This window comes from Kutzneria chonburiensis, assembly GCF_028622115.1.
Classification (GTDB): Bacteria; Actinomycetota; Actinomycetes; order Mycobacteriales; family Pseudonocardiaceae; genus Kutzneria; species Kutzneria chonburiensis.
Map to the genome: position 1 here is coordinate 1,753,329 of NZ_CP097263.1, position 13,003 is coordinate 1,766,331.

General features: G+C 69.0%; 14 protein-coding genes and 2 pseudogenes. 9 read left to right on the top strand and 7 right to left on the bottom strand.

What is annotated here, in order from left to right:
- Positions 1-72 precede the first annotated feature (72 nt).
- Positions 73-948 (top strand): PrsW family intramembrane metalloprotease, encoded by an 876-nt coding sequence (locus M3Q35_RS08085; protein ID WP_273941030.1) that lies wholly within the window; start codon positions 73-75, stop codon positions 946-948.
- An 88-nt stretch (positions 949-1,036) separates the two neighbouring features.
- Positions 1,037-1,750, top strand: a complete 714-nt coding sequence (locus M3Q35_RS08090; RefSeq protein ID WP_273941031.1) for a GAF and ANTAR domain-containing protein — start codon at positions 1,037-1,039, stop codon at positions 1,748-1,750.
- Between the two features lie 10 nt (positions 1,751-1,760).
- Here the strand turns inward: M3Q35_RS08090 and M3Q35_RS08095 are convergent, their stop codons facing one another.
- From M3Q35_RS08095 to M3Q35_RS08105, 3 genes are all read right to left on the bottom strand, one after another.
- Positions 1,761-2,756: an AraC family transcriptional regulator gene (locus M3Q35_RS08095; protein WP_273941032.1), complete on the bottom strand. Its 996-nt coding sequence runs from the start codon at positions 2,754-2,756 to the stop codon at positions 1,761-1,763.
- 342 nt (positions 2,757-3,098) lie between these two features.
- Positions 3,099-3,293, bottom strand: a complete 195-nt coding sequence (locus M3Q35_RS08100) for an S-adenosylmethionine decarboxylase family protein (protein WP_379794106.1) — start codon at positions 3,291-3,293, stop codon at positions 3,099-3,101.
- Between the two features lie 313 nt (positions 3,294-3,606).
- Entirely contained in the window at positions 3,607-3,765 is a 159-nt protein-coding gene (locus M3Q35_RS08105; protein WP_273941034.1) for a hypothetical protein, read from the bottom strand.
- Between the two features lie 696 nt (positions 3,766-4,461).
- Here M3Q35_RS08105 and M3Q35_RS08110 point away from each other — a divergent pair.
- On the top strand, positions 4,462-5,718 hold the full coding sequence (locus M3Q35_RS08110) for a M48 family metallopeptidase (RefSeq protein ID WP_273941035.1): 1,257 nt from the start codon (positions 4,462-4,464) through the stop codon (positions 5,716-5,718).
- Here M3Q35_RS08110 and M3Q35_RS08115 read toward each other — a convergent pair.
- Positions 5,709-6,353 (bottom strand): class I SAM-dependent methyltransferase, encoded by a 645-nt coding sequence (locus tag M3Q35_RS08115; RefSeq protein WP_273941036.1) that lies wholly within the window; start codon positions 6,351-6,353, stop codon positions 5,709-5,711. The genes M3Q35_RS08110 and M3Q35_RS08115 overlap by 10 nt on opposite strands.
- A 101-nt stretch (positions 6,354-6,454) precedes the next feature.
- Here M3Q35_RS08115 and M3Q35_RS08120 point away from each other — a divergent pair, with 101 nt between their 5' ends.
- Positions 6,455-7,021, top strand: a complete 567-nt coding sequence (locus M3Q35_RS08120) for a TFIIB-type zinc ribbon-containing protein (RefSeq protein WP_273941037.1) — start codon at positions 6,455-6,457, stop codon at positions 7,019-7,021.
- Positions 7,022-7,148: 127 nt separating this feature from the next.
- Here the strand turns inward: M3Q35_RS08120 and M3Q35_RS08125 are convergent, their stop codons facing one another.
- Positions 7,149-8,015, bottom strand: coding sequence for a helix-turn-helix transcriptional regulator (locus tag M3Q35_RS08125; protein ID WP_273941038.1), 867 nt, complete (start codon positions 8,013-8,015; stop codon positions 7,149-7,151).
- Positions 8,016-8,099: 84 nt separating this feature from the next.
- Between M3Q35_RS08125 and M3Q35_RS08130 the strand changes: the two genes are divergently transcribed.
- The 4 genes from M3Q35_RS08130 to M3Q35_RS08145 are packed head-to-tail and all read left to right on the top strand — an operon-like array spanning position 8,100 to position 11,240.
- Positions 8,100-8,684, top strand: a complete 585-nt coding sequence (locus M3Q35_RS08130; RefSeq protein ID WP_273941039.1) for a non-oxidative hydroxyarylic acid decarboxylases subunit B — start codon at positions 8,100-8,102, stop codon at positions 8,682-8,684.
- 14 nt (positions 8,685-8,698) lie between these two features.
- The gene (locus tag M3Q35_RS08135) at positions 8,699-10,123 is read left to right on the top strand and encodes a non-oxidative hydroxyarylic acid decarboxylases subunit C (RefSeq protein ID WP_273941040.1); all 1,425 of its coding nucleotides are present in this window, start codon (positions 8,699-8,701) and stop codon (positions 10,121-10,123) included.
- A 27-nt stretch (positions 10,124-10,150) separates the two neighbouring features.
- A complete protein-coding gene (locus M3Q35_RS08140; RefSeq protein ID WP_273941041.1) occupies positions 10,151-10,378 on the top strand; it encodes a non-oxidative hydroxyarylic acid decarboxylases subunit D in 228 nt (75 codons plus the stop codon).
- Between the two features lie 34 nt (positions 10,379-10,412).
- Positions 10,413-11,240: a patatin-like phospholipase family protein gene (locus tag M3Q35_RS08145; protein WP_273941042.1), complete on the top strand. Its 828-nt coding sequence runs from the start codon at positions 10,413-10,415 to the stop codon at positions 11,238-11,240.
- A gap of 39 nt (positions 11,241-11,279) precedes the next feature.
- Here M3Q35_RS08145 and M3Q35_RS08150 read toward each other — a convergent pair.
- Positions 11,280-11,546 (bottom strand): annotated as a pseudogene (locus M3Q35_RS08150) (TetR family transcriptional regulator); the annotation flags it as partial.
- A 154-nt stretch (positions 11,547-11,700) separates the two neighbouring features.
- Positions 11,701-11,907: pseudogene (locus tag M3Q35_RS08155) on the bottom strand (TetR/AcrR family transcriptional regulator); the annotation flags it as partial.
- A 123-nt stretch (positions 11,908-12,030) separates the two neighbouring features.
- On the opposite strand from M3Q35_RS08155, the gene M3Q35_RS08160 reads away from it, so the two are divergent.
- Positions 12,031-12,828: an alpha/beta hydrolase gene (locus tag M3Q35_RS08160; RefSeq protein WP_273941043.1), complete on the top strand. Its 798-nt coding sequence runs from the start codon at positions 12,031-12,033 to the stop codon at positions 12,826-12,828.
- Positions 12,829-13,003 lie beyond the last annotated feature (175 nt).

Sequence of the window (13,003 nt, forward strand, 5' to 3'; positions counted from 1 at the left end):
AAAGGTGGAGACGAAGACAGTGGCATACAACGGAAAATTCGAGTCGGCCGACCGCGGCACCTGGTGGCGGACATGACCGCCACGCACGTCCGGCCGGTCCGCCGGCAATGGCCCCGGATCTTCGGCGTCGGGCTGACGCTGTGGCTGCTGTCGGCGGTCGTCACCTACCTCACCGGCAACCCCAACCTGCTCCCGACGCTGGTGCTGGTGGGCAGCTTCCTGCTGCCGGTCACGTTCGTCGCGTGGGCGTTCGAGCGCCGCGACTCCGGCGAGATCACCGCGGAGCTGGTGTGCGGCACGTTCCTGGTGGGCGGCGTGCTGGGTGTGCTGGGCGCCTCGGTGCTGGAGGCGTATCTGCTGCACCCGTCGTCCTGGCTGTACCTCGGGGTCGGTCTGATCGAGGAAGCCGTCAAGCTGGTCGCGCTCGCCCTGCTGACCAGGAGACTCGTCGTGCGGTCGCCCCGGGACGGGATGATCCTCGGCGGCGCCGTCGGTTTCGGCTTCGCGGCGTTCGAAACCGCCGGCTATGCGCTGACGGCGCTGTTCACACCGCAGGGACTGTCCCTGTCGGACGTGGTGACCACCGAGCTGCTGCGCGGCGTGCTCACGCCGGTCGGACACGGACTGTGGACCGCGATCCTCGGCGGCGTCCTGTTCGCCACCGTCCACAATGGTCGGATCAGGTTCACGGTCCGGTTGCTGGTGGCGTACCTGGGTGTCTCGCTGCTGCACGCGGTGTGGGACTCGATGTCCGGTATCGCGTTGACACTCACGCTGCTGCTGACCGGCGGCCCGCACTGGGAGTTCGACCTGTCCCGCGGCTGGCTGGCGGAGCCGACAGCGGGCCAGGTGCGGGTGTACACCGAACTGACCTGGCTCGGCTACGCGGTGGTAGGGCTGATCGGTGTTCTCTGGCTGGCGGCCATGGTCAGGCGGGCCCGCAGGTAGCACGGGTGGTTCCCGCGATGCGGAAAGTGGACACGAGTCGGCGCATAGCGGACGGACAACGGTGTGTGCCGTGGTTATGGTCAGCGGTGTGGTCGAAGATCGACAGGCCGCGGTTGCTGCGGCGATCGGGAAGGTCGCCCGCCTCGACGACGTGCCGATCGCGTTGGACCATGTCTGCCGCGCCTGTGCCCAGATGCTCGATGTGGACGGGGTCAGCCTGTGCACGATCAGCGACCTCGGCCTCGGCGAGCCGATCGCGGCCACCAACGCCCTGAGCGACCACGCGGTCGAGCTGGAGATCACCATCGGCGTGGGACCGGGTATGGAGGCGCTCGACGAGGGGGAGACGGTGCTCGCGCACGACCTGACCAGCGTCAGCAGCAGCGCTCGATGGCCGGCGCTGGCCGCGATGCTGGTGGGGCTCGGCGTGCAGGCGGTGTTCGCCTTGCCGCTGACCACCAGCGATGTGACGGTCGGGGTCCTCGAACTGTATCGGCGCAGGCCGAAACCGTTGACCGAGGCGGAGTTGGCCGATGCGCAGCTGTTCGCCGACTACGCCCTGCACCTGCTCGTCATCGGCGATCGCGACCCGTCCGGGTGGGGGATAGACGCCCTGCTGACCGGTTCGCTCAGCGCACAGTGGGCACGGGTCCACCAGGCCATCGGCGTGGTGTCCGCCCAGCTGGAGATCGGTGCCTCGCAGGCATATCAGCGGCTGCGGGCCCACACGTTCGCGAGCGACCTCGGATTGCGCGAGGTGGCCGGGGCCGTGCTGGACGGCCGCGTCCGGTTCACCGCCTGACCCGCGTCGGTCAACGCGGCGTGGCCCGGCGAAGCGTGGTCGACGGGCCGACCCCGTAGCGTGTGCGGTAGGCAGCTGCGAAGCGGCTGACGTGCCCGAAGCCCCACTTGTGGGCGATCTGGGTCACGGTCACCTGGTCGGGCCCGAAGGCGCTGAGGTCCTGGTGGGCGCGGACCAGGCGCACCTGGCGCAGATAGCTCATCGGAGACATGCCAAGGTGCCGCTGGAAGCCGTGTTGCAGGGTTCGGACACTGACGGCGGCGACCTCGGCGAGCGCCGACACGGTGAACGGCCGTTCGGGATGCGCTTCGATGACGTCGACGGCGGGTTTGATCTGGGACGCCGAACACGGAGCCGGATTCATCAGGGCGTCGTGGTGGCGGTGGTTCACGGCCAGCAGGAGTCCGGTGAGCAGCGCTTCCTGTATGCGGCCCGCGAGAAGCGGATTGGTGAGCAGGCCTCGTGGGTTGGCCATGTCTCCCGCGACCATCGTGGCCAACTGCGCCCAGGTGCGTCCGGGACCTTCGGTGACGTCCATCGTCGGGTCCAGATGCGGTGGCGTGCCTATCGTCGTGCCCAGCAGTTGTTCCAACTGGCCTTGCAGTGCCGTGCGTTCGATCTTGACGGCCAGCAGACGGCAATCGTCGTTCCAGCGGTCCAGCGTGGTGTCCCCGATCGGTTGGAACACGGCGGCGCGGCTGGTGGTGGCCAACGAGGGATCGGCGCCGCCCTGGTGCCAGGCCAGGGCACCGGACAGCGGAAGGTCGACGTGATAGGCGCCGAGTTCGCCGAACCGCATGCGGAGGTCGCTGGCGAAGCGGAGGTCTCCCAAACTGATGTCCCCCATGCGTGAGAGGTCGAAAGACGCACCGAACTGCTCGGCGGGTGCCAGGAGATCGATCTTGTTGGCGTAGAAGTAATCGGCCAGGACGAGTCGGGCCTCGTCGAGATGGGTCGTGCGGTAGTCAGCCTTTCGTGCGAACTCTGCCCCATGTAGATCATGCATGTTGTTCGCTCCCGCAGAACCCGGCCGTAGACATAACGGTCCCAGGATAGGGTGGTGCTCGCGTCCAGGGCCCGCTCCGCACAGCCGGAAGCACGCTCGCGTCTCCCCGATTGGTCCCACGGTTGTGTGTGCCGAAAACCACGTGCACGCAGGCCAAGCGAGCCGCGCCGACCTGCGGAAGTTGCATTCCCGCAGGTCGGCGGGGAGTGAACCACGCCGGGATCGGTGGAGGCCCGGGGACAGCGTGTGGCACGTTCGACTGGACGTGTCCTGCTGTGGATCATGACTGCCTTCGCGGGAATCCTGGAGCTGGGAGTGGTCGTTGGAACGGTGTCCGGCGGGTTAGGCGTGACGGTGTTCGGGATAGGTGGAGACGGTCAGGTGGGACTCGGCCAGCACCAGCACCATGGTGACGCCGTGGGGCTGGAACTGGACCGGCAGCTCGCCGACGACGGTGCAGCCGAGCTGGGCGACGGCTTCACGCATCGCCGTGGCCAGGTCGGCGGAGCCGTATTTGACGTAGAGGGTCTTGGACAGCTTGCCGCCGGAGCGATGCCGAGCGTCGCCAGGGCTGGCGCGAGGACATGGGCGTGTTGGCGTCGTGCCAGCCGGTCGTGCCGGCGATGTCGATGACCTCCTCGTCGCTGCCGCGTATCGGGCAGCGGTAACCGAGGATCACTCGACTATCGCCCGACGAGTCGCAGTCTGCCCCGTCGCTCGGCCCGGGGCTCCGGTCGATCGGACCAGAGAGAGACCGCCGGCTCCTTCGTCGAGCCGACCGGCAGGGGAGTTGCGGATGGCGTCACACCATTCAGCTGCAACCTACCAGCGGATGGCACGTCCTGGCGGATCAGCTGGTGTCGCCGTCGAGTCCGGCGATTGCCGCGATGTCCTCTTGGGACATGTGCAAGACCGCAGCGATCTCCTTGACGAGAACCGGATGCGGGTTCAGGCGTCCGCTACGAAGCATGTGGATGGTCGAGATCGACCGAGCGGTTTGCTCCGCCATGTCCTTGACCGGGATCCCGCGCAGACCGTGCCTGGCACGGATACCTCGGTGAATCTTGTGTCGGAGCGGTCGTGATCGCTTGCGACCTCTAGGGGGAGACCGGGCTCGACCTGGGTGACTTTCCAGTCGCGGTTCCACCATGGCAGGTCCCGCAACATGTCGTTGAAGAAGGAAGGCAGGACGGCGAGATCCACCGGGTCTGGTGGGAACTTCCGACCTGGGACAATGGAGCCTGGCCAATATGTCAACGCCGCGATCACGTCTGCACTCAGCGTTCGGCTGGCGGGACCCATCGCCAGAGCCTATCGATCGCGGGCATCAGCAATCCATGGTCTGGCTCAGGTGGGCTGTGGGACGATACGACGTGCACTCCAGGTAGGCACGTCACTCCACGGGTTTCCTCTCCGCGGGCTACCACACGGATCTTGCGCCCGTGCGGGCTCTGCTGGACCGCGCACACCTGGGCTTGACCACGTGGGATGAGCTGCCGGCCGGCGGGAACCCGCCCCGCCAGTCCGGCCCCAGGCTGGCCACCAACGCCCGGGCCCAAGATCGTCAACCCGTGGCATTGTCGGCCCCACTGCTTCGATTGATTCGGGCGCTGCGTTGAACGGCCGGCCCGGAAACATCTCGTCCCGGCAACGAGCGGCGCAATTCGGTACCGCGGCCGCCACCCGACCGCGAAGATGCCTACTCGTGTCCGACCAATGCCCCCAGTGCGCGGGCCCGCTCGTCAGCGAACAGTCGACGGTTGCCTGGTGCGCCGTGTGCGACTGGAATCTCGACGCCTACGAGGCGGTGAAGCCGCGCCGGCTGGCCCGGTGGCAGCACCGCACGGCCTACCGGCTGAACCGGGAGATGTTCGACTCGCTGGCTGCCTCGGCGCCCGGGTCGCGCGGCTGGTCGACGGCCCGGGTCACGCTGGTGACGGCGGCGGCGCTGCTGTTCGCGACGACGGTCGGCCTGGCCGCGCTGGGCATCTGGCTGCTGGTCAGTTTCCCGCTCGCGAATGTCGCGACGGTGCTGTTGGGCCTGCTGACACTAGGCCTGGCCTGGCTGCTGCGCCCGCGCCTGGAGCGGTTCACCGACGACCGAGGGGTGCTCTCCCGCACCGACGCGCCGACCCTGTTCGCGCTGGTGGAACGGGTTGCCGCGGCGATCGGGGCGCCGGTCCCGTCGATCATCGTCGTCGACGAGGACTTCAACGCGTCGGCGATGACGGTCGGCGTGCGCGGGCGCCGGGTGCCGCGGATCGGCTTGCCGCTGTGGGGTGTGCTCGACCCACAGGTGAGGGTCGCGCTGCTGGGGCACGAGCTGGGGCATTTCGTGAACGGCGATCCGACGCACTCGCTGCTGACCCAGCAGGCTTTCCGGACACTGGGCCAGGTGTCCGTCATTCTGTCGCCGGACACGCTGACCATGCGCCGCCCGTCGGAGCGGCTGGTCCAACTGGTCGTGTGGCCGTTCTTCTGGCTGGCCAGCCGCTTCGCCGCGGTCGGTCAGCTCCTGCTGCTGTGGGTAGGCATGCGCGAGCACCAGCGCGCCGAGTACGCCGCCGACGCCGTGGCCAGCCGGGTCGCCGGCAGCGCCGCGACCATCCGGCTCATGGACGACCTGGTCATCGGCGAGTCGCTGGTGCTGGCGATCCGCACCACCGAGCTGAACGCCCGCGCGCACCGCTCGGGCAGTCCCGGCGTCGGCGAGTGGCGGCAGGCCGCTCAGCGTGTCCGCGCCACGCTCGCCGACCGCCTGCCGGTGCTGCGCCAGCAGACGATTCGCAGCAACGCCAACCTGTCCCACTCGCACCCGCCGGCCGGCCTGCGGGCACGGATCCTCGAGTCGTGGCCGGAAGAGGTCGCCAGCCTCGAGCTCAGCACCGCCGACTCCGACCGCATCGACGCCGAGCTGGCCAAGCGCTACGCCCGCGCCGGCCTCGACCTGGTTCAGTCGTAGTACGAGTCCACCGCCGGCTGGCCGGTGTAGTTCGGCCCCGCCCGATCGTCCGCTCCGCGGTATCGAACCGGCAACCGCACCTCGCGCCGTCCCCGGCAGGTGATGCGCCGCCGCCGCCCGTCGTACTCGAATCCGTTGGCACGCAACGTAGTACCCAGCCTGCGTCCGAGTCCCGTCCGCACGGTGGCGACGTCCAGGTTCGCCACCAGCAGGCCATCCTCGGCGAGACAGGACGCCGCCTTGGCCAGCACACCGAGCTTGTCGCCGACATAGTGCAACCCGTGCGCACAGGTGACCAGGTCGTACCGGTCGTCAGGTGTCCAGGCGGTGACCGACGCGACTATCAACCGCACGCACGGATGTCCCGGTCCGGCAAAGAAGTCCACGAGGTCGAGTCCGGTGATGCGCAACCGCTCGTCGCCGATCAGCCGGGCGCATTCCAGCAGCGCCGTTCCCGTGCCGCAGCAGAGATCCAGCCACCTGACCGTCTCGGCGCCGTGGTCGAGCCGTTCCCGGATCATCCCGGCGATGTCGACACCCAGCTCCCGCACGTACCCGGCGAGGCGCCGTTCGCGATTCATGTCGCGGTTGGCCACGACCGCCGATCGTTCCAGCGCGTCGTCGTCGAGCAGCACCCGTCGATTTTAGCCGCGGTGGTCGGTCGACGTCGTCGAGCGGCCGGCACGAGCGGTGCAGGATGTATCCCTCGGCGTGTGAGGGTGGCGGAGAGCAGACGGTGGCCTCGGGCAGCGGCTCCTATTCGCCTGACGATGGGCTGATGGTCAGGCAGTATGGGCTGGTGAACGGCCGTGGCAGTCTTGGTGACCGCTTCCGGGACCCGCTGGTCTGGGTGGAACGGTTCGCGGATGAGGTGTTGGTGAGGTGTCCGACGTGCGCTGAGTGCGCGATCGTGCTTGACCATCTGGGAGTGCCGGAGTGTCAAGCCAGCCGCGGCAACGGCCGCCTGGTGGCTCGGCGGCGTCTGCGCTGCCTGGCCTGCGGCCTGACCAAGGACGGGTTTCCGTCGGAGCGTGTGTTCGGCGTGCCGGTGGATCCCTACTTCCGGCTTCCCTTGTGGCTCCAGGCGGACTGCTGCGGCAAGCTCTTGTGGGCCTACAACGCCGAACATCTTGATCTCTTGGAGTCGTATGTCGCCGCCCGGCTTCGCGAACGTCGGGCAAGTCCTGGCTCGATGAGCATGCTGGCGCGACTCCCGGCCTGGCTCAAGTCGGCGAAGAATCGTGACGAGATTCTGCGGGACATCCGGCGGTTGCGGTTGTCGCTGCCAACTGCGCGACAGTGAGACGCGGTGCGTCTTTGGATTCGAAGGCGTGGCGGTCATGGGGTCTTCACCTGCGCTGCGTCGTGGTCGAGCACTGCGGCCAAGTCGCCCTGACCGCCACGTCACGCCGACGAGCCGGTGATGTCCTTCATGTACTGCGGCTGCGGAACTCGGAGGGGGTCTGCTTCGCGTGCTGGCGGAAGAACTTGGTGAACGCCGTGGCCTCGGGGAAACCCACTCGCTGACCGATGGCTGCCGCGGTCAGGTCGGTGTGTGTGAGCAGGCGCTTGGCTTCCAACAGGACCCGGTCGTCGATGAAGCGCTTGGCGCCACGGCCCACGGTCGCCTGGCTGGCCCTGGTCAGGGTGCGCACGCTGTACCCGAGCCGGACGGCGTAGTCCGCGACGCGATGGGTACGGGCGAAGTCCCGCTCCACAGCGGCCTGAAAGCGCCGGAACGCTTCTCCCTCAACCGTTTCCCGGTCGGTGCCGTACGTGACGGACAGCCGCAGCACGAGCGCGGCCAAGAGGTGCCGCAGGAGCTCGACCTGGATTTCCGCCGGCCGCTCGCCCCACTCCACGTACGCGGCTTCCAGCAGGTCGAGCACGGGCTGCGCGCTGTCGCCCCGGACCTCCGCAGACGGCAAGGCGGGCCCGCGGTCGACGCCGGCGATCTCGGCCGTGGCGCCGTCCAGGAAACCGGACAGGAACAGCACGACCCGCCCCTCGGCGCAACGGAGGTCCGAGTCGTACCGGTGCACCTGTCCGGGGCGGACCCACAGCCAACTGCCGGCGCGCAGTTCGTGATCGGTGAAGTCCAGCGAGCAGCGCAGCGTCCCGGACCGGACGGCGATCAACTTGTGGAACTCAGGCCGCTGCAGGCTCCAGGGGTCGACGCCGTGCCCGGCGGCTCGTGCGGCCAGGCCGGCGAAGTCCACCACCTCCACACCTGGCGGCGCGCCGACACCAGCCCGGTAGGGCAGCGCGACGATCTCAGACTGACCGCTTTTCACCATGACGTGTCTCCAAATGCCCAGCTGAGTGCCCTCTTAGCATCTTAGCCTTGACTTTGCTCGACCGAAAAAGTCTAGGAGCTGACTGTGCGACTCATCGTGGGAATGACCGGGGCGACCGGCGCGGTGCTGGGCGTGCGCCTGCTGGAGCAGCTGGCCACGATGCCGGAGGTGGAGACCCACCTGGTGGTCTCCCGCTGGGCTCGCGCCACCATCGAGCTGGAGACCGGCCGCTCGGTGCGGGAGGTCGGCGCGCTGGCCGACGTCGTGTACGGGCCCGACGACCAGGGCGCGGCGATCTCGTCCGGCTCGTTCCGGGTCGACGGCATGGTCATCGTGCCGTGTTCGATGAAGACGCTGGCCGGCGTTCGCGCCGGCTATGCCCACACGCTGGTCGGCCGGGCCGCGGATGTGGTGCTCAAGGAGCGCCGGCCGCTGGTGCTGGTGCCCCGGGAGACCCCGCTGAGCGACATCCACCTGGAGAACATGCTCGCGCTGGCCCGGATGGGCGTGCGCATCGTGCCGCCGATGCCGGCCTTCTACCAGCATCCGTCCACTGTGGACGAGATCGTGGACCACATCGTCACCCGAGTGCTCGACCAGTTCGACCTGCCCGTGCCGGCGGCCAGCCGTTGGCAGGGCATGCACGCCGCCCGGACGTCGAGCGTCTGACCCGAGGAATCACCATGGCGTATGACGACCTCCGCAGTTTCCTGCACGCTCTCGACGACGAGGGGCAGTTGCTGCGCATCACCGAGCAGGTGCGGCCCGAACCCGACGTCGCCGCCGCGGCCAACGCGGCGGCCCGGATGGGTGAGGCCGCGCCGGCACTGTACTTCGACAACATCTGGGGTTTCACCAGCGCGCGGATCGCGATGAACGTGCACGGCTCGTGGGCCAACCATGCGCTGGCCCTGGGACTGCCCAAGCAAACCGGTGTCGAGCAACAGATCCGCGAGTTCGTGCGGCGCTGGGACCGGTTCCCGGTCAAGCCGCAGTGGCGCGACGACCCGCCGTGGGCACAGAACAGCCTTGCCGGAGCGGATGTCGACCTGTTCCGGGTGCTGCCGCTGGTACGTCTCAACGAAGGCGACGCGGGTTTCTACATCGACAAGGCGGCGGTCGTGTCCAAGGATCCCGACGACCCGCACGACAGCGGCAAGCAGAACGTCGGCGTCTACCGCATCCAGGTCAAGGGCCGGGCGCGGCTGGCGGTGCAGCCGGTGCCCGTGCACGACATCGCCCTGCACCTGAGCAAGGCCGAGGCGCGGGGTGAGGATCTGCCGGTGGCGATCGCGATCGGCAACGAGCCGGTGATTCCCATCGTCGCGGCCACGCCGATGCGGTACGACGAGAACGAGTACGAACTGGCCGGTGCGCTGCGCGGAGAACCGGCGCCCGTCGCGGCGGCCCCGTTGACCGGTCTGCCGGTGCCGTGGGGCAGCGAGGTCGTGATCGAAGGTGTGATCGAGGGGCGCCGCCGGGAGATCGAGGGGCCGTTCGGCGAGTTCACCGGGCACTATTCCGGTGGGCGGCGGATGCCGGTGATCCGGGTCGACCGGATCTCCCACCGCACCGATCCGATCTTCGAGCACCTCTACCTGGGGATGCCGCCGACCGAGATCGACCACCTGATCGCCGCCAACACGTGCGCCCCGCTGTACCGGCAGCTCAAGGCTGATTTCCCGGAGGTGCGAGCGGTCAACGCGATGTACACGCACGGCCTGGTGGTGATCGTGTCGACGGCCAGACGGTACGGCGGGTTCGCTCGGTCGGTGGGCCTGCGCGTGCTGACCACCCCTCACGGTCTCGGCTACGCCGCCACGGTGATCGTCGTGGACGAGGACGTCGACCCGTTCAACCTTCCGCAGGTGATGTGGGCGTTGTCCAGCAAGTTCAATCCCGCTCACGACTTGATCACCGTCCCGGGCTCGCCGGTGATGGAACTCGCGCCGCAGGCCGATGTCCCCGGCGTGGTCGACAAGCTGATCATCGACGCGACCACACCGGTTTCACCCGACAGCAGGGGCAACCACGGCAGCCAGGTGCACGACCTGCCCGAGGCGGCCGCGTGGCTGACCAGGTTGCGGGAACTGGCCGCGAACCGCTGAGCCGTGATCACCACAGGAGGCCACCTCATGCCGACGACCTGTCCGCGCTGCGCATACGACGCCATCGAGTTGCTGCATACCTCGCCGGTCGCCGGGGCGTGGGAAGTGCTTCAGTGCCAACGATGTCTGTACGGCTGGCGGACCAGCGAACCGGCCAGGCGCACCGAGCGCGCCGCCTATCCGGAGGGCTTCCGGATGACGCCGGAGGACATCGCCGGCGCTCCGGAGATTCCGGCGATACCCGCACTGCGGTGAACAACGAACACCCCTCGAAGAAAGGACTGTCTCGATGAACGCACTTGTCCTGGGCGGCGGTGGACCGGTCGGTGCCTCGTGGACCGCGAGCCTCCTGCACGGGTTGATGGCCGCCGGGGTGCCGGTGGCCGACTCCGACGTGGTGGTGGGGACTTCGGCCGGATCCGTGGTCGGCGCCTGGCTGACGATGCAGCCGGACGGCGTCGGCTCGATCCCCGGTCTGATGCGCGAACGCGCCGCGTGGCATGCCGGGAACGCCACAGCCGGGCGCCGCGACAACAGTCTGATGCGACAGCTGGTCGGCCAGCCCGGGCAGGGGGCCGAGCTGTCGAGGAAGCTGGGCCAGGCGGCGATCGCGGCGATACCGCCGATCTCCGTCGATGAGGCCGAAACGCTCTGGAAGGCGTTTCTGCCGGAGGGGCCGTGGTCGCCGCGGCTGCGGGCCGTCGCGGTGAACGCCGACACCGGACTCGCGCACGCCTGGTCGTCCGAGGACGGCATCTCGGTGCCGGTCGCGGTCTCGTGTTCGACCGCGGCGCCCGGCGCCGCGCCGCCGGTCTCGGTTGCCGGCGGGGTCTGGGTCGACGGCGGGGTGCGGTCCGGGGCCAACGCCGACCTGGTCACCGAATTCACCGAACCTGGCCGGGTGCTGGTCGTCGCGCCGATGGCCACCGACGACCTCAGCAGCCAGGAGGCCACTCTCGCCGAGCGCGGATACGACGTCCGCGTGATCGTGGCCGAGCGCTTCTACCAGGCGCCCACCGATCTGCTCGATCCCGGCTTCATCGACGTCGCGGTGGATACGGGTGCGAGTCAGGCTCGCGAGGTCGCCGAGAGTCTGCGAACGTGGTGGCAGGACTGACGGGACGGGGCTGGACAGCCCCTGCCCGGCCGTTGTCCGTCAGCCGCGTCCACGGTGGAACTCGATGACCGCGCGACCCGCGCCGTACAGCAACGCGGTGACGGTGGTCGCGTCGCCGAGGTAGCCGCCCACCATCGCGCCGTCGCGCAGCATCACCAGCCGGTCGGCCGCTCCCGGGACGTCGTCGGTGACGCCACTGCTGCGCAGCAGGTCGGCGAAGGCCTCCCGGAACCAACGGCGATGGGCGTCCACGACCTGTCGCACCGGGTGGTCGGCGTCGGGGTACTCGGCCGCGGCGTTGATGAACGGGCAGCCGCGAAAGCCCGGGGAGCAGCTCGGCGCCGATCCCCTCGGCGATCATGCGGAACACCTCGGTGATGTCGTCCCCGGCGGCCTGTCGGGCCCCTTCGACGGCGTCGCGCTCCCACTGGGCTCGACGTTCCAGGTAGGCCACGATCAGGTCGTCCTTCGACGGGAAGTGCCGGTAGAACGTCACCTTGGTGATGCCGACCCTGGCGATGATCTTCTCCGCGCTGACCGCGCGGATGCCCCGTGAGTAGAACAGCTCCGCCGCCGCCTCGATGATGCGCTCCCGCATGGACGGTTTGCCGGTCCGAGGGCCGGCGGCCGGCGCGGTCTCTGCTGCTTCGGGGTCCTGCGACGTCATGCCGTTCACCCTCCCATCCTGCCTCGTTCCCCGCGCACGCCGCGGTTCCCATGCCCGGGAGCGCGTGCTACGGTCCAGTAGAGTTACTAGTTAGTCTACCTCTGAGCGGGAAGAAGGTCGATCATGTCCAGTGGCACCCCGGTGGTCTTCGTCCACGGCCTGTGGATCCACGCCAGCGCCTGGCAGGGCTGGGTGGAGCGCTATCGGGCCGCCGGCTACGACCCGATCGCTCCGGGCTGGCCGGGCGACGCCGAGACCGTGGCCGAGACCCGCCGCAACTCCGCCGCCGTCAGCGATCGCGGCCTCGACGAGATCACCGCGAGCTATGTCCGGGTGATCAACGGCCTTGACGCCAAGCCGGTGGTCATCGGCCACTCGTTCGGCGGCCTGTGTGCCCAGAAGCTGCTGGCGGACGGGCACGCGGCGGCGGCCGTGGCCATCGACCCCGGCCAGATCAAGGGCGTCAAGCCGGTGCCGATCGCCCAGATCCGCTCGGGACTGCCGGTGCTGTCCAAGCCCGGCAACAAGAAGCGGGCCGTCGCGCTGACCAGGAAGCAGTTCCGGTTCGCCTTCGGCAACGCCATCCCGCAGTCCGAGTCGGACGAGCTGTTCGAGCGCTGGACCATCCCCGGCCCCGGCCGGCCGCTGTTCGAGGCCAGCTCGGCGAACTTCAGCAAGAACTCGCCCGCGGCGGTGGACACCAGGAAGAACGACCGAGGTCCGCTGCTGATCACCGCGGGCGGCCGGGACCACACCGTTCCCCAGAGCGTCGCCAAGGCGGCGTACAGGCTCTACCGGCACTCGACTGCCACCACCGACTTCCAGGTGTTCCCCGACCGGGGCCACTCGCTGGTCTTCGACCACGGCTGGCCCGAGATCGCCGAAGCGACCCTCACCTGGCTCAAGCGCCAGGGCATCTGAGTCCGCGGTGGCCATCGCCACAGCGATCGTGCCCGCCGCCTCCGGCAGCACACCGGCGCGCGGCCGCCGCGATGACAGGACAAACACCCGACGAACCGCGTGAGACGTTGCGCCGAAGGGTGCCGGTCCAGCCGGACGCACTCTGTGGATGTTCACCCCCAGTGCGTGGACTCGC